General features: G+C 56.0%; 21 protein-coding genes. 5 read left to right on the top strand and 16 right to left on the bottom strand.

The genetic code is table 11. From position 1 onward, the window contains the following. Positions 1 to 9: 9 nt before the first annotated feature. Positions 10 to 237, bottom strand: a complete 228-nt coding sequence (locus Q2B33_RS02490) for a hypothetical protein (protein ID WP_296471311.1) — start codon at positions 235 to 237, stop codon at positions 10 to 12. On the opposite strand from Q2B33_RS02490, the gene Q2B33_RS02485 reads away from it, so the two are divergent. Beyond that, the gene (locus Q2B33_RS02485; protein ID WP_296471313.1) at positions 200 to 1,546 is read left to right on the top strand and encodes a TrkH family potassium uptake protein; all 1,347 of its coding nucleotides are present in this window, start codon (positions 200 to 202) and stop codon (positions 1,544 to 1,546) included. The two genes, Q2B33_RS02490 and Q2B33_RS02485, sit on opposite strands and share 38 nt — an antisense overlap. 50 nt (positions 1,547 to 1,596) lie before the next feature. Here Q2B33_RS02485 and Q2B33_RS02480 read toward each other — a convergent pair whose 3' ends face one another. Then, complete coding sequence (locus tag Q2B33_RS02480; RefSeq protein WP_296471316.1) at positions 1,597 to 3,288, bottom strand: AAA family ATPase; 1,692 nt, start codon at positions 3,286 to 3,288, stop codon at positions 1,597 to 1,599. Positions 3,289 to 3,445: 157 nt separating this feature from the next. Here Q2B33_RS02480 and Q2B33_RS02475 point away from each other — a divergent pair, with 157 nt between their 5' ends. After that, entirely contained in the window at positions 3,446 to 3,769 is a 324-nt protein-coding gene (locus Q2B33_RS02475) for a PadR family transcriptional regulator (protein WP_330691343.1), read from the top strand. Between the two features lies 1 nt (position 3,770). After that, a complete protein-coding gene (locus Q2B33_RS02470; protein ID WP_296471321.1) occupies positions 3,771 to 4,322 on the top strand; it encodes a DUF2812 domain-containing protein in 552 nt (183 codons plus the stop codon). Positions 4,323 to 4,490: 168 nt separating this feature from the next. Here the strand turns inward: Q2B33_RS02470 and Q2B33_RS02465 are convergent, their stop codons facing one another. After that, entirely contained in the window at positions 4,491 to 5,657 is a 1,167-nt protein-coding gene (locus Q2B33_RS02465) for a methyltransferase domain-containing protein (protein ID WP_300898318.1), read from the bottom strand. A 122-nt stretch (positions 5,658 to 5,779) separates the two neighbouring features. Here Q2B33_RS02465 and Q2B33_RS02460 point away from each other — a divergent pair, with 122 nt between their 5' ends. Beyond that, positions 5,780 to 6,460, top strand: coding sequence for a TrkA family potassium uptake protein (locus Q2B33_RS02460; protein WP_300564290.1), 681 nt, complete (start codon positions 5,780 to 5,782; stop codon positions 6,458 to 6,460). A 230-nt stretch (positions 6,461 to 6,690) separates the two neighbouring features. Continuing rightward, the gene (locus Q2B33_RS02455; RefSeq protein WP_330684568.1) at positions 6,691 to 7,812 is read left to right on the top strand and encodes a hypothetical protein; all 1,122 of its coding nucleotides are present in this window, start codon (positions 6,691 to 6,693) and stop codon (positions 7,810 to 7,812) included. A 333-nt stretch (positions 7,813 to 8,145) separates the two neighbouring features. On the opposite strand, the gene Q2B33_RS02450 is transcribed toward Q2B33_RS02455, so the two are convergent. The 13 genes from Q2B33_RS02450 to Q2B33_RS02390 all read right to left on the bottom strand — a co-directional run bounded on the left by Q2B33_RS02450 (position 8,146) and on the right by Q2B33_RS02390 (position 21,835). Beyond that, positions 8,146 to 9,840, bottom strand: a complete 1,695-nt coding sequence (locus tag Q2B33_RS02450; RefSeq protein ID WP_300564292.1) for an ATP-binding protein — start codon at positions 9,838 to 9,840, stop codon at positions 8,146 to 8,148. An 84-nt stretch (positions 9,841 to 9,924) separates the two neighbouring features. Continuing rightward, on the bottom strand, positions 9,925 to 10,953 hold the full coding sequence (locus tag Q2B33_RS02445) for a glycoside hydrolase family 172 protein (protein WP_296471336.1): 1,029 nt from the start codon (positions 10,951 to 10,953) through the stop codon (positions 9,925 to 9,927). A gap of 275 nt (positions 10,954 to 11,228) precedes the next feature. Next, complete coding sequence (locus Q2B33_RS02440; RefSeq protein ID WP_300564295.1) at positions 11,229 to 13,466, bottom strand: complex I subunit 5 family protein; 2,238 nt, start codon at positions 13,464 to 13,466, stop codon at positions 11,229 to 11,231. A gap of 37 nt (positions 13,467 to 13,503) precedes the next feature. Next, positions 13,504 to 13,908 (bottom strand): DUF4143 domain-containing protein, encoded by a 405-nt coding sequence (locus tag Q2B33_RS02435; protein ID WP_300564296.1) that lies wholly within the window; start codon positions 13,906 to 13,908, stop codon positions 13,504 to 13,506. Next, the gene (locus tag Q2B33_RS02430; RefSeq protein WP_300564298.1) at positions 13,895 to 15,370 is read right to left on the bottom strand and encodes a complex I subunit 5 family protein; all 1,476 of its coding nucleotides are present in this window, start codon (positions 15,368 to 15,370) and stop codon (positions 13,895 to 13,897) included. The genes Q2B33_RS02435 and Q2B33_RS02430 overlap by 14 nt, the downstream gene beginning before the upstream one ends. Positions 15,371 to 15,398: 28 nt before the next feature. Further along, the gene (locus Q2B33_RS02425; protein ID WP_300564300.1) at positions 15,399 to 17,042 is read right to left on the bottom strand and encodes a complex I subunit 5 family protein; all 1,644 of its coding nucleotides are present in this window, start codon (positions 17,040 to 17,042) and stop codon (positions 15,399 to 15,401) included. Positions 17,043 to 17,222: 180 nt separating this feature from the next. Then, positions 17,223 to 18,746 (bottom strand): proton-conducting transporter membrane subunit, encoded by a 1,524-nt coding sequence (locus Q2B33_RS02420; protein ID WP_300564401.1) that lies wholly within the window; start codon positions 18,744 to 18,746, stop codon positions 17,223 to 17,225. Further along, the gene (locus tag Q2B33_RS02415; RefSeq protein ID WP_296471351.1) at positions 18,746 to 19,123 is read right to left on the bottom strand and encodes a sodium:proton antiporter; all 378 of its coding nucleotides are present in this window, start codon (positions 19,121 to 19,123) and stop codon (positions 18,746 to 18,748) included. Before Q2B33_RS02415 ends, Q2B33_RS02420 begins: the two co-directional genes overlap by 1 nt. A gap of 14 nt (positions 19,124 to 19,137) precedes the next feature. After that, positions 19,138 to 20,100 (bottom strand): hydrogen gas-evolving membrane-bound hydrogenase subunit E, encoded by a 963-nt coding sequence (mbhE, locus tag Q2B33_RS02410; RefSeq protein WP_300564302.1) that lies wholly within the window; start codon positions 20,098 to 20,100, stop codon positions 19,138 to 19,140. Further along, entirely contained in the window at positions 20,081 to 20,365 is a 285-nt protein-coding gene (locus Q2B33_RS02405) for a hydrogenase subunit MbhD domain-containing protein (RefSeq protein WP_296462366.1), read from the bottom strand. Before Q2B33_RS02405 ends, mbhE begins: the two co-directional genes overlap by 20 nt. 3 nt (positions 20,366 to 20,368) lie before the next feature. Further along, on the bottom strand, positions 20,369 to 20,851 hold the full coding sequence (locus Q2B33_RS02400; protein WP_300564305.1) for a monovalent cation/H(+) antiporter subunit G: 483 nt from the start codon (positions 20,849 to 20,851) through the stop codon (positions 20,369 to 20,371). A 91-nt stretch (positions 20,852 to 20,942) separates the two neighbouring features. Beyond that, complete coding sequence (locus Q2B33_RS02395; protein WP_300564307.1) at positions 20,943 to 21,317, bottom strand: monovalent cation/H+ antiporter complex subunit F; 375 nt, start codon at positions 21,315 to 21,317, stop codon at positions 20,943 to 20,945. 53 nt (positions 21,318 to 21,370) lie between these two features. Further along, positions 21,371 to 21,835 carry a Na+/H+ antiporter subunit E gene (locus Q2B33_RS02390; RefSeq protein ID WP_300564309.1) on the bottom strand — a complete coding sequence of 155 codons (465 nt, stop codon included), beginning with the start codon at positions 21,833 to 21,835 and terminating at the stop codon, positions 21,371 to 21,373. Between the last annotated feature and the right edge of the window lie 54 nt (positions 21,836 to 21,889).

Below are 21,889 nucleotides of genomic sequence, written 5' to 3'. Positions count from 1 at the left end.
TATTTCATTTTAAAACATTATCCTCTTCCCTGCAATCCCTATCTGCAGAGCGCCTTTTCCGGCATCTTTTTCGTTCAAGGCAATTTTTGACAGTTCTGGATTTTCGTAGTATACTAAGCAGGACGAATTTTCTGCCATAAGACAGACAGCATAATAATGAGGAAAGAGAGAGGAAAACGCTTCTGCGTTTGGAAATGATATGAAAAAGCGAAAAACCACCACCACCGGAATCATCATGCTGGGCTTCCTCATCGGCGCGCTGTTGGGGGCGCTGCTCCTGACGCTCCCGATCAGCGCCAGGCCCGGCCAGTCCATAGGCTTCCTGGACGCCCTCTTCGTGTCCACCTCCAGCATCTGCGTCACGGGCCTGTCCACCGTCAACATCGGCCAGACCTTCTCCGCCTTCGGGCAGGTGGTGCTCCTGCTGCTCATCCAGTTCGGAGGGCTGGGCATCGTGACCTTCACCACCATGGTCCTATGGCTGTTCGGCCGCCGGATCACCCTGGCGGACAGGATGCTGATCCAGAGCGCCTACAACCTGGACACCCTCTCCGGGCTGGTGCGGCTGACCATGCGCATCCTGAAAGTGACCCTGTGCCTGGAGGGCCTGGGGGCTGTCGGCTACGCAATTGTCTTCATCCCGGAGTACGGCTACAGGGGCATCTGGTACAGCATCTTCCACGCGGTATCCGCTTTCTGCAACGCGGGGATAGACCTTCTGGGGGGCAACAGCTTCTGCGGCTACAGGGATAATGTCATCATGAACCTCACTACGGTCTTCCTGATCATCGTCAGCGGGCTGGGCTTTCCGGTGTACTGGGAGGTGGCCAGGGTGCTGCGGCCCCGCAGAAGCGACGGGCGCTACGGCCGCAAGATGAACCTGCAGGCGAAAATCGTGCTGACCGCCACCCTGGCGCTGATTCTGGCAGGCGCGGCTTTGACCCTGCTCTTCGAATATGACAATCCTGCCACCCTGGGGCCCTTGGGCTGGCCCAGAAAGGCACTGGCGGCGCTATTCCAGTCCGTGACCCTGCGCACCGCTGGCTTCGCCACCATCCCCCAGGAGTCCTTCCGGCCGGCCTCCTGCCTGGCATACCTGGTGCTCATGTTCATCGGCGGCTCCCCTGCGGGCACGGCGGGGGGCGTGAAGACCGTGACCATCGTCATGCTCATCGCCTCCATGCTGGCCAATATCAAGGGGAAAAAGGACGTCACCGTCATGAACCGGAAGATTGCGGACGAAGCCATCCGCCGGTGCGTGGCCATCGTCACCTTCAGCTTCTCGGTGCTGATGGCGCTGACCGTGGCCCTTCTGGCCGTGCAGCGCAGCGATTTCCTGGACACCTTGTACGAAATGACCTCCGCCATCGCCACGGTGGGGCTGTCCAGGGGGCTCACCGGGGCGCTGTACCCCGCCGGGAAGCTGATCGTGACCCTCACCATGTACCTGGGCAGAATCGGCCCCATCACCCTGGCGCTGGTGTTCAACAGCCGCACCCCGGCGGACAATATCTCCTATGCGGACAGCAAGGTCATCATCGGATAGAAAAGTGCCGCAAGAAAGCGGCACTTTGGCGTTACCGTTGGTTTTCTCTTTTATCCAATCATGACCGTCTTCCCCTGGAACGCAAAGCCATAGCTGCGGATGCGCTCCGCAGAAATCCCCCGCTCCAGGAGCTGGGCGGCGTACTGCTTTTCCTCAATCTGCTGCAGCGCGGCCTGTACGGTGTCCTTCAGGGTCTCCTCGTCCTCCGGGTCGTGGACCTTGAACTCTAAAATCATGGCCTCTTCCTGATTCCTGGCCTCCAGCACCACATCGTACCTGCCAAAGCCGCTCTCTCTGTTGGAAGTAATGATGTATCTGCTCTGGAGCTCCACCAATAGGCCCAGCACAAAGCCGTGGTAAAAGCGTTCCGGCTCTGCTCCCGATGGCTTCTTTCCGCTGTCGAAGTAGCTGAAGATGTTCAGCGCCACACGGTTCATGTAGACGTTCATGGCTTTTTTATCCCCCAGCAGCAGCGCCTTGATGAAATCATTGTAGTCCGTCTCGGCCTCCTTGAACCAGTCACGGACCATGCTCCGGAACATCAGCTTCACCTCCAGATTGGTGATGGTCAGCTCATACTCCGGCTGCGCTCCCTCCGGGATGTCGGTGTAGCTCTCATGGGAAAGCACCTTCAGGTATCCGCCGGCCAGCAGCAGGCTCCAGACCGCGCTTTCGTTTCCTTTCAGCTGGTTATACACAATCTGTTCATCTATCGGCGACTGGATGGTCTCTCCCTGGAGCAGCGCCTCGAACCTCTCCTTCACTGCCCGGCTCCCCTCCCGAATCAGCTTTCCCACTAGGCTGTTGGAGCTGGTGTTGGCCCAGAAAGTCGTGAATCTCCCTGTATCCAGAAAATTTATGATAGACCAAGGGTTATAAATATCCTTATGCTTCCCGAAGATAAAACCATCATACCAGTGCCTCACCTTCTCTTTCTCCGCCGAAAGTCCGCATTCCTCCAAAGCAGCGAACACTTCTTCCTCTGTAAAGCCAAAGGATGTGGCATATTCGTCCGAGGTGGTCGTCACCACCTTTAGATTATTCAAGTCGGAGAAGATAGACTCTTTGCTGACTCTGGTAATACCCGTCATGACAGCTCGCTCCAGCCAGGGATTGGTCTTAAAGGAAGAGTTGAACAGGCTCCTGGTAAAGGCCACTATCTCGTCCCAGTATCCACCCACGTAGGCCTCCTGCATAGGCGTGTCGTATTCATCCAGGAGGATGATGGCTTTCTTCCCATAATAGCGGTACAGATAATCGGAGAGCTGGTACAGCGCCAGGGTCGCATCGCTGTCGCTGATCTCCACTGCCAGGACGCGATTGAAAAACGCCCTGTCCGTATCCGTCAGGACATCGCTGTCTCTCAGGAATATATATTTCACATACAGATTATTCAGGATCCTGTTTATCTTCTCCCTTGTGGTCTTGTAGTCCCTTTCCTTCATATTGGCAAAGGAAAGGCTGATCACCGGATATGTCCCCTGGAGCTTTCTGTACTTCTCATCTTTCCATATGGAAAGGCCCTGGAACAGCTCCCCGCACCCTGCATAGTCCACAGAAAAGAAATGCTCCAGCATGCTCATGTTCAGGGTCTTGCCGAAGCGCCGGGGACGGGTGATCAATGTCACATCGTCCTTACCCTCCCACCATTCACGGATGAATTCGGTCTTATCCACATAAAAGCACTCATTCGTAATCACCTTCGCGAAATCCTGTATGCCGATTCCCACTGTCCTAGCCATAAGCACCTCCCGTTCCATCGCTTGCCGTTTTGTCTGTCATATTCAGTATAACAGCTTGCCGAAAAATTTACAAACAGAAAATGCGGGTTGACAACAGTATATCGTAGTGCTATACTATTATATATCGAAGCGCGATGCATTGCAGTGTTGAGTGGAGGTGGACAGAGTGGACAGCCATATCCGGAAAGTATATGTGCCCATGACCGAGACAGGTTTCTACATCCTGCTCTGCCTAAGGGAAGAGGCCCACGGATACAGCATCGTGAAGAACACGGAGAAGCTGACGAAGGGCGAAATAAAGATCAGCCCCGGGACATTATACGGCAGCCTGTGCAAGATGGAAAAGGACGGATTGATCCGTTTTGTCAGGGAAGAGGAGAACCGCAAGCTCTATCGCATCACGGAGCTGGGCACGCAGGTGCTGGACCTGGAGATGAGGCGGATCGAACGTCTGTATCAAAACATGCTGGAGGCGAGATGACATGAAAGGCAAAAAGACTGAAATGAAATTTTTCCCCATTCCTCAGTGGAAGAAAGAGGAGATGTATTTAAGGGAGCAGCATAGGAAGGGCTGGAGATTCGTGAAGGTGAACGGTCTATGCCTGTATCATTTTGAAAAATGTGAGGCCGAGGATGTAATCTACCAATTGGACTACAATCCTGATGCCATTACTCAAAAAAGCGAATATGTCCAGATGTTCCAGGACTGCGGATGGGAATTCCTGCAGAACTTCATGGGGTATAGCTATTTCCGCAAGGCAGCCCGGGAAATGGACGGGAGGGACGAGGAGATCTTCTGTGACGATGCTTCCCGGCTGGATATGATGAAGCGGGTCTTCAAAGGGCGCGTGGCACCTCTTATAGCCCTGTTCTTTCTGACCATCATACCGCAGATTTATCAGCAGTATTCGTTCGATACGGCTTTCAGCCGGGGATTGCTGGTGTTCTTCTGCGTTATGTTCTGTATCTATCTGGTCATGTTCGTATCTTTTGCAGTTTCGTTCTGGGAATATTATAAATCAGTCCGTAAGTGACGGTTGACTTCCCAATCCCAATATGGCATCCGTGCAAAAGGCTGGTCTTGCCTCCGGGCAACGCTTATTTCCATTCCGTTAGGCCTCAAAAGGAATGGACAATGGGCGTTTCTTTTTTTGTACAAACCCACAGAATTCTATGAAATCGTTTCTCTAATGCCTTGCGGATCACCGTTTTCGTGCCTTTATGATAATCGCATTGTTGATGAGCCTCGCCAGCCCCGCCGAGTAATATTTCCCTTCCCGAAAAATCTCGGCTTCCTTCGGATCATAAGAGGACTCCTCTACTACTCGTTCAATAAGAAAGCCATGATTCGCAAGACAATTCAGGTAGGTTGACAGCTTCCAGTTGTGCAGGCGCAGACCGGCATTTCTCTTCTCTAAGTCAATCACCCTCTCTTCCACATAAGAACGGCTGAGAACATAACGGCCATCCACAGAATCTATGCACTGCATCAATGGATTGTCCCATGAAAAGATGAGCCGTCCGCCGGATTTGAGATATTCGCTGATGAGCTTAATTGTCTTATCCGGATCCGCAGTCCATCCCAGTCCATAAATGGAGAATACCAAATCAAAATGGCGATGCGGAATGCCTGGGTCTATTTCCATCGGTGAAACGAATAATTTCCCTCTCCAATCAGAATCTTTCAGCAGTTCCTCCGCTTTAGCGACGCGGTGGTTGGAAACATCCAATCCCCATAGTTCTCCGGCCCCCTGCTCTTTCATCCATGACAAAGACTCCCCACACCCACAGCCGATTTCCAGCACCGCCTTGCCCCGCACATCCCCAAGTAAATGCAGCTGGTTATCTGTAGGCGTGTAAGGCCCAAAATTTGGCAAAAAGGTTCCCCTCCAATCGCTCTTGGTAAGCTCCGTCCACCCATAATCATTGATCTCCAGCTGCTCTGTAGTTTCCCTGGCCAGTTCCTGCGCATCTTGAGCGCCTTCAAATAAGCTATCGATAGAAACGCCAAAATAGTCTGCCAGCCCAGGCAGCAGAAACAAATCCGGGTTTGCCTTACCCGTTTCCCATTTACTCACTGCCTGGGCAGATACGCCCAATGCTTCTGCCAGCTCTCGCTGTCCGATTCCATGTCGTTGGCGCAGTCGTTGAATCGCATCCCCAATATTTGAACTCATGTATGCTCCTCTTTTCTTAATGTTTTGGAAACCTCTTGAATCTATCATAGCAAACATCGGCATTGCGCACAAGTGATTGGTTTTCAACACCATGCAACCTATGGTTGATTTTCCGCGATGCGATTTCGGATTTTTGAGGTTGTGTCCGAAGTGTCTGAATAAAATTTGGGTAAAATTGTTGATTTTCCGCATGAATTGAGTATAATAGAAGTAGCGCAGAATTCTTCGAGGAGTGTGTTTCAATCACGCTCCTCTTTGCATATGAGGTGCAGAAGAAGGTTCTTGAATGAAGCGAGGCAAAGGAGATCCAATCCATGAAAAAACAATCCCAAAAAGAATACATCGTCATCGGCCTGGGCCGTTTCGGCAGCAGCATCGCCCTGCAGCTGGAGGCCAACGGCTGCAAGGTCCTGGCCATCGACCGCAACGAGCAGCGCGTCCGGCTCATCGCCGATTACGTCACTTTGGCCATGTGCCTGGACGTGGCCAACGATGAGGCCTTAGAGGAGCTGGGCGGCAGGAACTTCGACGGCGCGGTGATCTCCATCGGCCACAGCCTGGACGCCTCGGTGCTGGCCACCATCTGGGCTAAGGAGCAGGGCATAGGCCAGGTCATCGCCAAGGCCTACGACGAGAAGCAGGGCAAGATTCTCACCAAGATAGGCGCGGACAAAATCGTCTATCCGGAAAAGGAAATCGGCATCCAGCTGGCGAACGACCTGGCGTTCAGCAATATGTTCGACACCATAGAGCTGTCCTCGGAATACTCCATCGGCGAGATCATCACCCCCACCGACTGGATCGGCAAGGACCTGCGGACGCTGAAGCTCCGGGAGAAATACAGCGTGAATGCCATCGCCATCAAGCGGGGCGGGACGCTTCTGGTGAACCCTCCCGCGGACCAGCCCACCAAAAAGGACGATGTGTTCATGCTCTTAGGGACAAATTCCACCCTGAAGAAGATTGCCAGCGCGAATGCCCCGCGGAAGAACTGACGCCACGCCCCGGGCATCTTTCACGCGAGTACACACCAAGCCCGATAGTCCGGAAAGGCCCGCGCTGGCGCACAGGATATCCGCGGCCTGCCCGACCCGAATCCTCCAATGGGCTGCAAGCTGAACATAAAAAAAGGAGTACATATCATGATTCAGAGAAAAATCCTATGCGAACACGATTATCTGCACATCCCCGTCATCCCCGGCGGGGAGCGGAATGAGATGTAGATCTGGGCGGGCGGCGGGACTGGAGCATCGCTTCCGGCAGCGCCGTGGTGGACTATGAGGACAGGGCCGGTTACGGCAAGGATGCCATCATCGCCGCCTTCACCGTGCTGGGCACCCAGAACACGGACCCCGCCAAGCCGGGCTATCCCAGCGGCGGGCAGTTCCTAGCCGCCAGCATGGACGATGGGGCCACCTTCTACCGTTTTTCCCATGAGGCCACCGTCCCCACCCAGAACGGCGAGGGCTGGCGGGATCCCCGCCTCTTCCGCTATGAGGACCACTATGTGATGGCTGTCTATGAGACGGACGAAAAAGGGCGGAATTGCGTTTCCTTCTATGTGTCGGAGGACTTCCACGACTGGCGGCGCACCTCCCGCAGCGACGACCTCTATGAATGCCCGGACATCTTCCCGCTGCAGATCGAGGGTGAGGAGGAGACGAAGTGGGTGCTCTACGGCGCGGACGGCATGGCCAGGATCGGGGATTTCGACGGGTACCACTTCGTGGAGTCCGGGCGCTACAATCCTTTAGACTACGGCAACGCCACCTATGCCGGGCAGACCTGGAGCCACCATCCGGAGGGAAAGCGCGTCCATATCAGCTGGGTGCGCGGCATGGGCGGCGTAGGGGAAGACTTAGGGTATGAGGGGATGCCTTTCTCCCAGTGCATGTCCATACCGGCGGAGATTTTCCTGAAGCGCTTCGAAGATGGGCTTAGGGTGTGCCGCAGGCCTGTAGACCAGGTTGACAGCCTCTTGGGAGCCGTGGCATCCGAGGGGGACTTCGCGCTGCAGGGCGAGACCGCTCTGCCCATGCACAATCCCGCCCATTACAGCGTCAGTCTCTCCGCTATCCAGGGGACGGTCTCCATACGGGCCGGGGAGCATAGGATGCGCTTTGATTCCGCCACCCGCACCCTTTCCTTCGAGAACGGCCACACCGCGCTTTTCCATGGAGAGGAGCTGCATTTTGAAGTGCTGGCGGACACCACCACCATGGAATTCTGCTTCCAAGACAGCTCTATGGCCATTTATGCCATGGCTCCTGAACACATGAGCCTGATCTTGAAGGGGGAATGCCAGGTGCGGTACACCTGCCATATTATGGAGAATATCTGGGAATAGAGAACCTCCGGAATAAAAACAAGCATTTCCCATGATGCAACAAAAGCAGTAGCCAAAGAGCCAGAAAGCCGCCCAAACAGCGCACTTTCCGGCTCTTTTTCAGGAAATCGCACACCCTATAGCATATGTTGTAGCTATTCTAGCTTTACCTGAAAGCCATTATGGAAATGGAAATCCGTCCAAAAATACTGCATTTCAAACCCATTGCGCTGCCACCATATAAGGTACAGCAGGATTGATGGCAGCCCGATGCAGACTAGCAGCAGAGGACTTCAGGAACGTAGTCGCCATGCCTGGAGTTGTCCTAACCCAAGGCATGAAAATATTGGCTGACTATTTTTTCTTATAGCGCCTGTCCCGATTGCTCCCGACTATCTCAATATAATCGGAAAGCCCCTGTAAAACGACTTTCGTGCGGCTTTCTTTTAAATCCAATAATTCACAAAAATCCCGAATTCCATATTCTTTCCCTTCTTCCATAAATGCGAGAATCTTGTCATACTGCATTCGGGTCTTTTTCGTCACTTTTTTATCGCCGCTTTTTATCGCCGCTTTTTTATCGCCGCTTTTTATCGCCGCTTTTTTATCGCCGCTTTTTTCATTTCCACTCTCTTTCTTTCGCCAAATACCATCTACACCTACTTGCCCATATTGGCCGTATCTTAGCATGGAAATATATTTTTCGCATCCATATGCGCTGATGGAAACACCTCCGTTTTCAGCATCTATGAGCGGAAGCGGCGCGCCAACCTTTTTACATTCTGCTTTTATCTTTACAAAGCCTCTGCCCCATGCCTCCACATCCCCTGAGCGAAAGGACACATCCGCAATTTTAGGATTGTGCGGTACAGATTCATGTTTCTCGTATACCCGTTCATCCGTAGGCACACGTTTTGACCAGGAGCCCATATTGAAAATAACGATTCTGTCTTCATAAACAGATACCTGAACCGGCACACCTGTTGCATAATCCTTATGGTTGACTGAATTAAGAAGCATCTCACGAATCATGCCTCTGGTAAGCATATGGGTTTCTGTCCGCTGAATGCCCTCATAATCCACCAATGCCTTGAAATACTTTGTAAAAATCAAATCAATCGCTTTATCGACCTGTAAAAGAAGCGGCCCCTCCACAACGTCCTGATACTGCAGATCCTCTATCGGTTCCGCGTCTTCGCCAAAAGCTCCTACCAATGAAAAATAACCGATTTTAATATAGGATCCCGTTACATAGCGATCCGGCGTGGGATGAAACAGCAAAATCGCTGCCCTTGTCAAATATTCTCCATCAAACAGCTTCAGATTGCGCAGCAATAACTCGTCAGAAACATTTACCTCACTTTCTGTCATCCTGTTGCTTCTAACTGCTTTCTCTCTGAACGCCTGCAATGCGTCCTTGCTCAGGTCCGCCACGCTGACCTCCGGAACAGGGACTGCATCCCACGTTTTTCCGGCACGCTCCAAAAGAAAATTCTGCAATTCAAAGCCATTTAATTCATGCAATGTGGAACCGGAACGTTTATAGTATTTTCCATCACACGAAATGGCAAAGGGATATTTTATGATTTCTATGGAGATATACTCTCTTGTGCCATCCGCTTCTTCCCATATTTTATTCTCTTTTTCAATCAAAGCAAGGGATTTGCAACGTTTATCGGTACTTTCTACCTTTTCAGAACTTAGTTTTCCGCAGGCATATTGGTTGATCAGCTTCTCTGAAATGTTTTTGGGAATATGGTTCCCGAAACGTATATTTTCAGCTCCATTCGCTTTATGGATGTTGATGCTGGCTATGATCCCTAACTTGTCATGAATCTTGTTCGGCAAGCCCTCCAGCATCCTTTTGGAATCTTTGATTCCGACCACATAACCATCATCATTTACCCCAATGTATAAAATGCCGCCTTCCGTATTGGCATACCCGCACAGCCATTTTAGAAATTCATCCTGCCATGACCATTTCCATTCCATTTGTTGGGATTCCTGGTTTTGCTGTGGTCTTTCATGATATGAATTCGCTTTATCCATAAGATTCCTTTCAAATCCTGTCATTGTTACGCAGAGGGCCATTGGCCGCGCTTTGGCCGCTCCTCCGCCCGGGAGAGGCCGCGCTTATTTCATGACCATCTCCCCATCCCCCGGCAAGGGCCTTAGCGGTTCATGGGGCAGCGTCTGGTACCAGAATGCCACAGATGTGTAGTCATCATATCTGGGGCCTGTCCAGCCCAGATTGTCCAGGGTCATCCGGAAGCCGGTCTCAAAGTGGATGGGATCCGGCACATGGAAGCGGTACAGCAGGAACCGCTGCTGCCCGTTGTAAAAGGCCGCGTTGTCGCCCAGGATAGCGAACATGCCGGTGTAGAGGCCGCTGTAGGTGTGGTATCTTTTCAGATAGATATCGTTGCCGAAGCCATAGGCGCCTCCGAAATAGTCCTCTGTGCCGGTATAGTGGATGGACGGGTATGGGTCGTCATCGATGTACATCCTGGCCTCCCCCTCCACCCAGCAGGTGTTGTTGCCGTTCATACCCGCTGCCAGGGTCAGGCCCAGGAACTGGCCCTTTCCTTTGATATTGTCGATGACAGTGTAGGAGCGGCCCTTCTGTACGGGATGCTCCTGGTGGTAGGATGCATGGAAATAGCCGATGTTTTCGGGCAAATCCATGTAGCATCCTGTTATCATGTAGAAGAGTGTCTTGTCTTCATCGCTGCGGTTCTCCATGGTGATTCTGCAGTGCTTCCGGAAAGGCATTTCCCAGTAGCAGTTAAAGCCTCTCCCGGGAGCCACCAGAATCTTGGCGGAATTCAAGATGGGGTATCTGCCCTCCCGGTCTTCGAAGTTCTCATCGTAGGCGCAGCCAAAGAAAGCCGATATGGGCGCTTCCACAGATGGGTGCTCATCCTCCTCCCAGTAAATCCGCAGGATGAAGCTGTGCCCTACATATCCCGTGAACCAGATGCTCTGAATCATCCCCGGCCCCTCTGCATCCACCAAAGTGACAGTCTCCCCGGGATGGATGTCGATGCAGGGGCGCAGCTTGGTGCAGTCTCCGCCCCGGGAGCCGCCGGCTCTGGCACCGGTGGGATTTTCGGCGGAAAAGGCGAAGGTCCTGATGTCCTGAATCAGGCTGATGTTTTCCATTTTCTACCTCCTCAAATGCTTAGTATGCTATAAGTCAAGCTGTCCCGATCGTAGCATATAATCTTATCACTGTCAACGGCATATGAAAGGCAATATCCCGCCCATTACAGCGTCAGCCTGTCCTCCATGGAGGAGGCTGTTACACCGGATATACGGGCCTCCGCCCAATTCTCGACACCAAGCCGGGCCATGGCGGAGGCTTTCGGTTCCTTGCCCAGGCCTAGGAACAGCCGCGCTACCCCTGATAAGGTACAGCAAGGTCAGCGCCGGACGCGCTACCACCAAATCAAGTACAGCAAGGTCAACGCCAGCCCGATGCAGAACAGCAGCAGGCCGAAGGACAGGCTCCGCTGGATGATGCGGTTGGTCTCCCTGAACTGCTCGTTCTTCACCGCCGCCAGGTGCACATAGTCCCTGTGGAGAGGGCTTTTCCTGCGCCAGGTATGGTTGCCGAGAGCCTGGATCGCGTTCAGCGCCCGGCCCAGGCTCTCTGTGAGCACATTGCCCTCGGGGCGCTCATGGGGCAGGGGGCTGTCCCGGTACAGGGTCTTTCGCAATGTCACCACCAGGCCGTCCGCCAGGCTGTCCAGAATCCTGCAGAGCGCTCCGGCTATTGTGGACAGGGTCTTTAAAATCAGCGGGCTGCTGAGGATCCTGTCCAGGGCATTGCAGATGCCGCCCAGGAGCCAGGGCAGGAAGCGGAGCATCAGGGGCCTGTAGAGGAGCTCCTCTAAATCCAGCCATTTGGGCCAGATGTCTATATATTCTCCTTTGCTGTTACGCAGAAGCCTTCGGATGAACGCCAGGTACACTGCCGCTCCTATTCCGATGGAAATCAGGCCGCCTTTCAGGTTTCCGGGGCTGAAGTAATTTACTGTGTGTCCTGTTTCCGTGAGCTGCAGGAAGCCCTGGGCCAGCTCTGCTGCCCTGTCCATGAGGTTATATGGGCACAGTCCCCAGATGAACAGCACAGCCGCGCTTCCCGCCAAGGCAAGGATGGAAGCCGGTTTCATGTATTTTCCTCTTCTGTCGTACTTTTCCTGCAGCGCGGGGTTCCCGTTTTTTTCGATGAAAATCGCCACGAACAGCTTGGTCATGTAGGCCACGGTCAGGCCGCCGGAGAACAGGAACGTATACTCCAGGAGCCGCATCCCCAGGCCGCCCCCGTACTCTACGATGCTCTCATGCAGCAGGGTCTTGCTGACGTAGCCGCCGAAGAGGGGGATTCCGCCGATGGCCAGGGTTCCTGTCAGGAAGATGGCTTTCAGCAGGGGCTTTTTTCTGCCAAAGCCCCGGATATCGTTGAGGTTCAGGGCGTGGGCGTTCATGTAGATCGCGCCTGCTGCCAGGAACAGCACCAGCTTTATGAGGGAATGGTTCACCATGTGCAGGAATGTCCCGTGGGCTGCCAATGTACGGTATTCCGCATTCCCCTCCGTCCCGGGCAGGCTGAGCATCCCGATTCCTATCAGGATGAAGCCTATCTGGGACATGGACGAGCAGGCCAGCGTCCGCTTCAGATCCACGGAGAATACGGCAAGCACAGCGCCCCCCAGCATGGTGGCCGCCCCCAGGGCCAGTATCAGCAGGCTCCAGGCCCTGTCCTGGGGGAACAGGCAGCAGCCCAGGATCAGGATGCCGTAGATGCCGGTTTTGGTCAGGATGCCGGAGAGCAGGGCGGAGGCGGGGGCAGGGGCCACGGGATGAGCCTTGGGCAGCCAGATGTGCAGGGGGAAGGCCCCGGCCTTGGCGCCGAAGCCGAAGAGCAGGCAGGCTCCTGCGGCGTAGAGCGTGTTTTTCTGCTGGCGGACTGCCCCGGCATTGAGCGCGTTTTTCTGTTGGCAGGCTGCCACTGCACTTGGCAGCTCCTGGATGGTCAGCGTGCCCAGCTGGTGGTAGAGCAGGAAGATGCCCATGAGCATCACCAGGCCCCCTGTCACCGCTACGGCCAGGTAGGTGGCGGCAGCCCGCAGCGCCGGCCCGTTCTCCTCCTGGGCTACCCATACGTAGGAGGTAAAGGACATGATTTCAAAGAAGACAAATGTGGTATATAAGTCCGCGGACAGGAACACGCCCATGGTGGCTCCCAGCGTCCACAGCAGGAAGAGGTAGAAGCGGCCGCGGTGGTGGTGATGGACGAAGTATTCCCTGGAGAGGATTGCGGCCATCATCCACATGAACGCGGCCACGCAGCCGTAGATGCACCGGAATCCGTCCAGAGCGAAGTGCAGGCCCAGGCCGCAGACGCCGGGGATGTCCAGGGATAGAATCGGCTTCGCGCCATTACCCATGGCGGAAAATGACACAATTGTCATAACGATGAATTCCAGCACCACAAAGGACGCTACAAGCAAGTCCCGCAGCGTCCCCCCGGATTCCTGGCCACGGGCATTTGCCTCTTTTTTTCCATCCGCCCGCCCTGCCAGATAGGCCAGAAGCCCTGCGGCAAAGGGGAAAAATATCAAAAATGCCAATCCTGTCTCCAATTTCGTCACCCTCCATACCAAATCCATCAGTTCCTCCCGCGCTTCCAGGCATGCCATCCACTGCCTAGAGCAGCTCTCTGGTCTTCCTGGCCAGATACAGGGGAAGATTGGTGATAGCCCCGTCCTTCCGGTATCCCCGCCCGGAAAAGCGTATCGCTGATTCCGGTCTGCGCTCAGAAACATAGCGCTTGAAAGAGGGCGCAGACCTGTCCTCACCGCCCTTGGCCTCTATGGGAATAATCTCTGTCCCATTCTGCACCACAAAGTCGATTTCACTGCTCTTGTCAGAAAAGTACCGGGGTGCAGCCTGGAATTGCCCGCGGAGCTGCTGCAGGATGAAGTTTTCCGTCAGCGGCCCCTTGAACTGATAGTCGCTTTTCAGCAGAATCACGCTATTGTCTATCCCCGCCATTTGCTTCAGCAGTCCTGTGTCGAAGAGGAACAGCCTCCGAAAATCACATCGCCCCAAAGGCAACCGCCTCCAGCATTTTTATGACAGGCCCGGAGCGCAGCCCAAAGCACACAATCAATGCCGCAAACACAAGCAGGGGCACCAGCATCCTCCACCCCGGCTCCCGCACGTCTTCAATAGTACTGTAGTCAAAATCGCCTTTCGGGAAAAAGGCCCGCACCACTATGCCAATCATATAAATCGCCGTCAGCAGGGCCGACAGAAGCAATGCCGCCACTCCCGCGTAGGCCAGGGGCTCTCCGCATTCCACTGCCGCTTTGGCCAGATGCCATTTGCTGACGAAGCCGCACAGCCCCGGCACCCCCATCAGGGCCAGGGCCGCCACCGTGAAGCACAGGAACACCCTGGGCATCCGATGTCCCAGCCCGTCCAGCTCATGGACGTAATTCCGGTCTGTCTGGTGCATCACTGCCCCGGCGCAGAGGAAGGAGCATATCTTCATGAAGGAGTGGAACACCAGATGGGCCAGGGCCCCCGTCATCCCCAGGGGCGTCATCAGGGTCACGCCAAAGAGGATATAGGACAGGTTGCTCACCGTGGACCAGGCCAGCCGCCTTTTGAAATGGGTCTCCTTCACCGCCCGGCTGCAGCCGTACACAATGGTGAAGACCACCAGCCCCATCACCACCTGCTGGGCCCAGGTGCCTTTCAGCAGCCCGGTGCCGAAGCTATAGTAGGTCACCCGCATCACCGCAAAGGCCCCGGTGTTCACCACCGCCACCGCATGGAGCAGGGCGGTCACCGGGGTGGGGGCCACGCTGGCCTTTGGCAGCCAGGAAGAGAATGGCCACATGGCCGTCTTCACAGAGAAGCCGCCGAAGCACAGCACGTAGACTAACAGCAATGTATCCTTTTTCTCCAGGATATTGGCCATGTCCAGCACGCCGCCGGGCACAAAGGAGGAGGTGGTGCCGTAGACCAGCACGAAGATCATGCCGATGAACGCAAAGGCGGCGCCGCCCAGCATGTAGTACAGATAGGCCCTGCTGGCCAGGATGGCCTCCCTTGTCCTGGTGTGCATCACCAACGGCAGGGTCACAAGGCTGAGCATCTCGAAGAAGAAGTACATGGTCAGGATGTTCTCCGACAGGGCTACCCCCAGGGTCACGCCGTAGGTGGCGGTGTAGAACAGGAAAAAGGGGCCCGGGTTCTCCTCTTTTTCCATGTATTCAAAAGCGTACAGCATGGCAAAGGGCCAGAGGAACGCCACCAGCCCGGCGAACACCGCGCCCGGCCCGTCCAGCCGCAGGGTGATGCTCAAATCGTGGGTGAAGCGGAAAACTGTGAGGGCCTTTTCGGGCGCGGCAATGAGCAGCCGGCAGACCAGCGCGGAGTTGGCGCATACTGCTGCCTCCAGGTAGATCCACATGGCCCTTTTGCTGCGAAAGGATAACAGCGGCAGGAGAATGCCCGTAAAAATAGGCAGAAGCACTACTATCAGCATCATGACCTCTCTCATGGCAACCAGATCCTTTCTCCATCGTTGGCTATAATACGGATGTGGCAATCCGGGACGCGTATTCTATCAAGCTGCCCGGGAAGATTCCCAAAAGCACCGCCAGGGCCGCAAGGATGACCAAAGGCAGGAGCATGGCCAGGGCTGGCTCTTGTATGGGGTCTGGCTCCGATGCCGAAGACGCTCCCGTCTTGGTCTCTGTCTCCGGCACAGCCGCCAGCCCACCGGAGCCTTTGTCCCCTTCATCCCTGGATTCCGGCTCAGCACCGACGCCCGGGAAGAATCCCTTCATGGCCACCGGCAGCAGATACCCGGCAGTCAGCAGCGCGCTGATCAGCAGCACCACCGGCCCCAGCCAGGCGAAGACCCCGGTATCGGACTGCAGCGCCCCCTCCGCCAGATACCATTTGCTGATGAAGCCCCCGGTAGGCGGGATTCCCACCAGCGCAAGCGACAGCAGCAGATAGCACCACATAGTCTTCGGCATCCGCTTCCCGATCCCCGTAAGCTGCTCCACCCTAGTATAGTCAAAATAATATACAAACACGCCAGCCGTCAGGAACAGGCCGCATTTCACCACTGCGTGCACCGCCACATGGAGCATGGCTCCGGTAAAGGCATCGGCAGTCAGCAGGGAAAGCCCGAACATGATGTAGGATACCTGGCTTACCGTGGAATAGGCCAGCCTTTTTTTGAAAACCTGCTCCCGGTAGGCCAGCATGGAGCCCATGAACACGGTCAACAGCGCCAGCGTCATCCAGGCCTGCTGCACCCAAGTCCCCCGCAGGAACTCCGCCCCCACGATGTAGAACACCACCCTGACCACAGCCAGCACGCCGGACTTTACGATGATGGCAGAGAGCACCGCGGACGCCGGGGACGGGGCCACGGGATGGGCCGTGGGGAGCCAGGCGTGGAGCGGCACCATGCCGGCCTTGGCCCCGAAGCCCAGGAGCGCGGCGAACACGGCGATCAGCAGGATTCCCTCATGTCCCTGCGCTGCCGCCATGTTCAATGTCCCCCCTGCCGCAAAGGTCAGAGTATTGCTGTAGCGATATAAGATGAAGATGGCGAACAGTCCCCCATACGCTCCGCACAGGGAGTAGAAGAGATATTTCAATGCCGCCATGACGGACTCCCGCTTGCCGCTGTGGAGCACCAGGGGCATGGACGCCAAAGTGGTCAGCTCATAGAACAGGTACAGGGTCACCAGGTTCCCCGCGAAGTCGGAGGCCACCAGTATCCCATATAATATCAGGTAAAAGCCGAAATACCGTTTCTCTTTCCCCTCATGACGCATATAGACAAAGGCGGACAGGGCAGACATGAGCCATATGAGGCTGACCACCGTCACGAACAGCCTGCCCACGGCGTCAATGCGGAAGTACACGGGGATGGTGTCCAGCAGCGTGAACAGCACAAGCTCCCGCTCCCCCGTCCAGGACAGCGTCAGTGCCAGAATCACGGAAATGCCCAGCACCATGCCCACATAGACGCAGAGCCCTACACGGCTCTCCTCCTGGCCTCCGGCGGTGCGGCTGGCCGTCAGGCCGCTCCCTCCGGTTCCGGAATCTTGTCTGCCCGCCACGGACGCCCCCTCCCGAAAGGACGAAACCAGCAGAGCCGCGCCGCCCACCACAGGCAGTGCTATCGGAATCAGCAACAACGCATCCATCAAAGCTTCCCTCCTAGTTATTAGTTCCGCATCTGCCCCGCCCAGCACCCAGACATGGGCAGAGAATTTCCGGCCGCGAAAGAAACGCGTCCGTAAATCCTCCGGGGTGCCGCGCGGGGCAGACGCTGTTTTCATTTGGCTCTTGATATTTCTTAGCTGGACTTAAGGCCCTCCGGCCCACTACTCGAACATCTCAATGCCGCTCTGGATCAGCCGGACGATAGGATCCGAATTCAGCCCCAGTATCAGATTCAGCAGAATGAAGCACACCAGCGCAGCCGATTTGGCGGGCTGCTCCCTGAGGCTGACCACCCTGCCGGTTTCAGCGCCCCCACTGCCCATCCCGGACAGCCCCATGGGCTTCCTGGTATAGATCCGAATCACCGTCTTCATGAAATATACGGCATTCAGCACGGTACTGATTGCCAGGGCGATGACCGTGGGGAGCATCTTGTGGGTATGCCCCACCGCTGCCTGTGCGAACAGCAGCTTGGAGATGAATCCCGAGAACACGGGCATGCCCACCATGGACAGGGAGCCCACCGTGAACGCCACCCCGGCCAGCCGGTTCCGGAAGCCCGCTCCCGTGATGTCCCCGTATCTGTCGCTCCCCCCGGAAGCATCCGCAAGCCCCGCTGCCGCCACGAACAGCAGCGACTTAGTGGCCCCATGGGAAAGCACATGGTAGAGGCTGGCGATGGAACCAGCCTCTGTGGCCAGCCCCAGCCCCATGTAGATATAGCCGATCTGGGCCACCGAGGAATAGGCGATCATCCGCCGCAGGTTCCCCTCCCCTATAGCACTTACAGACCCCATGATCATCCCGGCGATGCCGAAGACGAACAGCACGTTGACCACTTTGCTCTCCCTGACCACCTCGAATCCCACCACCCGGTAGAATATCTTGATCAGCAGGAAGATATACCCCTTGGACACCAGCGAGGACAGGATGGCCGAGGAGGACAGGGTGGAATACCCATAAGCGTCCGGCAGCCAGGCGTGGAAGGGATACAGGGCGCTCTTGATGGCCAGCCCCACGGACATCAGCCCCAGCGCCACCATCAGGGAGATGTGGTACTGCCCCGTGGCCGCAATAAGCTGCACCTGCTGCCGGATATTGCTCATGAGCAGATGGCCTGTGACGGCGTACAGATGGCAGATGCCCAGAAGCAAAAGGCCGGAGCCCAGCAGGCTCATGATCATGTACCGTGCGGCCGCCTCAAAGGTCCGCCCGGTCTGGCGAATCATGATCAGGCCACAGGCGGAAATCGTGTTGATCTCCACGAACACATAGGCGGTGAACAGGTCATTGGTGTAGATCAGGGCCAGCAGGGAGCACAGCAGGAGATTCACCATCACATAGTATAGGTTCTGCTTTCCCTCCTCAATCTGCGCCTCCCGCTCCCTGATACCCCCCAGCATGCACAGCAGCATGATGACACAGAAGAAGCAGGCCATAAAGGCCTCCAGGATGCCCACCCGAATCTCATTGCCCCAGGGCGCAGGGAAATGGCCCATAAGGTACACATAGGGCCGCCCGGCGGATATGGCGTTTCCCAATACAAGCGTTGACATGATTCCGATTATCGAGATTACAGCCGTGTTCACCCGCCTGGCCCATTTCCCGTTCAGCACGGAGCACAGGGGCCCGGCGAAAAGGGATAAAATAATGGACAGGAAGGGAAAATTCTGCACGAACTCCATCATTTCCCCTCCCTCTTCAACCGGGTGGTGATCTCGTCCAGATCCAGGGTGTGGTATCTGCGGTAGAGCCTAATGGTCAGGGACAGCATCAGCGCCGTCACGGATACGGACACCACGATGCCCGTCAGCACCAGCCCGCTGGGGATGGGGTTGATATAGGCCTCCGGGCTGGTGACGCCGTCCACCACCACTGGCGCTTTCCTGTCCGCGATGTAGCCCTTCAGGGCCAGGAACAGGTAGGTGGCTGTGTCCATGATGTTGAGGCCTATGATCTTCTTGATCAGGTTCTTCTGCAGGAGCAGATTGGAGAAGCCGATGCCGAACAGAATCATGGCCACAGCCTCCTCATAGTTGTTCAGTAAGTATTCCCAGTGCATGGATTCACGCCTCCTCAATAGCCGCCCTTGCGGAACATGACATAAAAGGTATACATAGTGCCCGCCACCACCACGCCCACGCATATGTTCAGGACCAGTATCAGTCCACCGCTCAGGATCGCGCCAGGCGTTCCCAGGGGGACGACGCTCTCGATATGGTTGGCCCCTGTGTAGAAGGAATAGCTCTTGGCGATGCTGTAGCAGGCCAGGGCACAGAAGCTCATCCTGCGGTAGGTCTTCGCCGTAAAGAACCGCTCCGTCTTCGCGAAGCCGAAAGCGTTCAGGTACAGAATCAGCCCCGCGCCGATCACCGCGCCCCCAGAAAACCCGCCTCCCGGCCCCAAATGTCCCGCCAGAATGATGTATATTCCAAAGAGCAGGATGGGCGGCACCAGGACTCTGGCCACGGTCTGCAGAATCACATCGTTTTTGGGCTCGTAGAGCCTGTCATTGTCCTGTCCCTCCTCCTGCTCCTTTTTGTCGTCCCTGCGCAGCAGAATCAACACGGTGCAGGTGGCGATGAAGAGCACATGGGACTCGCCCAATGTGTCGAAGGCCCTGTAGTCCAGGATCATGCCCGTGACGATGTTCACCGCGCCGGTCTCCTCCAGGCCCTTCTCGATATAGCGCTGCGCCACCTCGTTGTTGGCCGGGTTCTCCGCATGGCCGAAGGGGGGCAAGTCTGACACTGCCGCCAGCAGCATGACCACCAGGAAGATGCAGAACAGGATGCAGAATACTCTGTAAATCCTGTTAAAGATTCGCATCTCGAAATTGTGCTCCAGGTCGTAGACCTTCGCCTCCAGCGCCTTGCTGTCCTGTTCTCTGCGCTCCCTTGCCTCTTCGCTTTCGACAAAAGGCTCCCGGGGCTCCATCTCCACCTGCCCCAGGAAGGAATCCTTCGTCCCCTCAAGCCAGCATCTGAATTTATAGGAAAAGGTCTTGCGATACCTCTCCTCAGGCACCTTCCTGCTCATCCGTCCTCTCCTCCCGGGCGCTCTCCTTTTTGATGATAGCGTCGATTTTCTTCAATGTCACCAGGAACAGCACTGTGGTGACCCCGGCCCCCACAGCGGCCTCCGTGATCGCCAGGTCCGGGGACTCCAGCAGCACCCAGATGATGGACATCACCAGGCTGTAGGACATGAAGATCAGTATAGTGTTCAGAAGCTTTTTGGACAGGCTGGCCGCAATGGCGCAGACCACCAGAAATCCAAGCAATATACAGGTAAATATGGTCACAGCTTACGCCTCCTTCCCCTCTGCAGGTCCCTGGCCTCCCCCGCTCCGGCTCTCTGTCTTCTCCCCGGCCCGCCCGCTGTCCCCGCCGCCATGCGCTCCTCCCGGCAGGCTTTCGTCGGCCTCCTTTCCGGTCATCCCGGGTCTATCCCCGGGAGGCTCCAGCCGCATCACCCGGTAGTGCTTTCCGCTCTCCTCGTTGGTGCTCACCTCCAGCCTGGCGATCAGGTGGGAGGACACCGGGGAGGAGAACCACAGGAACACGATCACCAGGAACAGCTTCAAGGACGTAAAGTTGAAACCGCTCATGACGATCAGCCCCAGCAGGGCGAAGCCGATGCCCAGGGTATCCCCAGTAGCCGCCGCATGCATCCGGTTCAGCACATACCGGAACCGGAACACGCCTATGAGTTCAATGATAAAAGTACCCAGCCCGCACAAAAGCAGTCCGCCGCCTGCCAAAAAGCGCAGCCATTCCAGCACGATCACGATGCATCCTCCTCTTCCCGTCTGCAGGATTCCCTCCTCTCTGCAGCCGCCCGCTTTAACTGTCCTCCGACGCTGCCTTAATCGGCCCCGTTCACGGCTCGTCCTTTGGGCCCTCCCGGGCAGCCGCCCCTCCTATTACGTCAGCATCGTCATCTTTCCTCTCCCGCTTCCCCTCCAGGTACACGCCCATATACACCTTCACCAGCACGATCACCGCCAGAAAGCTGATCATGGCGTAAATCAGGCAGATATCCGCCAGATACCCCTCCTCCAGCATCAGCGCCAGGATGGCGATCATCACGATGACCATGGTGCCCGTCATGTTCACCGACACGATCCTGTCCGCCACCCTGGGCCCGATGATGGCCCGCACCAGGCACAGCACCACCAGCACCGCCAGCACGATCAGCGCCCCTGTGAAAAACACCTCATAAGCCCTCTCCAGGCCCTCGATCCCTCTTCCCATCCTGTCCTTCTCCTCTAAAGCGCTGCCATACCCAAAGCCGGTCGGCCGCGCAATTATATGGTTTCCTCAAATTTCCGGATATATGCCGCGAAACCGCCCTCCTGCAGGCCCTCCGCCATGGACTCGTCCAGGCAGTGCACCGTGTACTCGGAGCCCTCCAGGGTCACAGTGATGGTCCCCGGGGTCAGGGTGATGGCATTGGCCAGCATGGCCTTCCCCACCTGGGACTTTAAGTCGGTTTCGAAGCTCACCAGCACAGGCTCTATCTCTTCCCTCTGGGTCAGTATCATGCGGATCGCGCTCACATTGGCCCTGACGATCTCCGTGACCAGCAGGCCGCAGTATCTGAGGAACAGGAAGCCGTTCCTGTACACCCTGCGCTCCCTGGCCAGGCTGTAATCCACGAACCTGCAGGAAAAGGCAAGCAGCGCCCCGGCAATCGCCAGGCCGAACAGGCATATCTCCAAAGTGATCCGGCCGTTGAAGACGATCCACAGCAGAAAATACAGCAAAAACATGGCACACCTCCCTACAAGTGTTCTATTGTAATCCGAATGCGGCCCGCTGTAAAG

This window comes from uncultured Acetatifactor sp. (assembly GCF_948601915.1).
Lineage (GTDB): Bacteria > Bacillota > Clostridia > Lachnospirales > Lachnospiraceae > Acetatifactor.
Note: the sequence above shows the minus strand (reverse complement) of the source record. Positions and strands in the feature narration are given on the sequence as shown.

What these genes read in the sequence shown, in the direction of transcription:
- Q2B33_RS02485 (WP_296471313.1), top strand. Translation starts at nt 200, where the DNA reads ATGAAAAAGCGAAAAACCACCACCACCGGAATCATCATGCTGGGCTTC.
- Q2B33_RS02490 (WP_296471311.1), bottom strand. Translation starts at nt 237, where the DNA reads ATGATGATTCCGGTGGTGGTGGTTTTTCGCTTTTTCATATCATTTCCA.
- Q2B33_RS02480 (WP_296471316.1), bottom strand. Translation starts at nt 3,288, where the DNA reads ATGGCTAGGACAGTGGGAATCGGCATACAGGATTTCGCGAAGGTGATT.
- Q2B33_RS02470 (WP_296471321.1), top strand. Translation starts at nt 3,771, where the DNA reads ATGAAAGGCAAAAAGACTGAAATGAAATTTTTCCCCATTCCTCAGTGG.
- Q2B33_RS02465 (WP_300898318.1), bottom strand. Translation starts at nt 5,657, where the DNA reads ATGCGGAAAATCAACAATTTTACCCAAATTTTATTCAGACACTTCGGA.
- Q2B33_RS02460 (WP_300564290.1), top strand. Translation starts at nt 5,780, where the DNA reads ATGAAAAAACAATCCCAAAAAGAATACATCGTCATCGGCCTGGGCCGT.
- Q2B33_RS02450 (WP_300564292.1), bottom strand. Translation starts at nt 9,840, where the DNA reads ATGGATAAAGCGAATTCATATCATGAAAGACCACAGCAAAACCAGGAA.
- Q2B33_RS02445 (WP_296471336.1), bottom strand. Translation starts at nt 10,953, where the DNA reads ATGGAAAACATCAGCCTGATTCAGGACATCAGGACCTTCGCCTTTTCC.
- Q2B33_RS02440 (WP_300564295.1), bottom strand. Translation starts at nt 13,466, where the DNA reads ATGGATTTGGTATGGAGGGTGACGAAATTGGAGACAGGATTGGCATTT.
- Q2B33_RS02430 (WP_300564298.1), bottom strand. Translation starts at nt 15,370, where the DNA reads ATGAGAGAGGTCATGATGCTGATAGTAGTGCTTCTGCCTATTTTTACG.
- Q2B33_RS02425 (WP_300564300.1), bottom strand. Translation starts at nt 17,042, where the DNA reads ATGGATGCGTTGTTGCTGATTCCGATAGCACTGCCTGTGGTGGGCGGC.
- Q2B33_RS02420 (WP_300564401.1), bottom strand. Translation starts at nt 18,746, where the DNA reads ATGGAGTTCGTGCAGAATTTTCCCTTCCTGTCCATTATTTTATCCCTT.
- Q2B33_RS02415 (WP_296471351.1), bottom strand. Translation starts at nt 19,123, where the DNA reads ATGCACTGGGAATACTTACTGAACAACTATGAGGAGGCTGTGGCCATG.
- mbhE (WP_300564302.1), bottom strand. Translation starts at nt 20,100, where the DNA reads ATGAGCAGGAAGGTGCCTGAGGAGAGGTATCGCAAGACCTTTTCCTAT.
- Q2B33_RS02395 (WP_300564307.1), bottom strand. Translation starts at nt 21,317, where the DNA reads ATGGGAAGAGGGATCGAGGGCCTGGAGAGGGCTTATGAGGTGTTTTTC.
- Q2B33_RS02390 (WP_300564309.1), bottom strand. Translation starts at nt 21,835, where the DNA reads ATGTTTTTGCTGTATTTTCTGCTGTGGATCGTCTTCAACGGCCGGATC.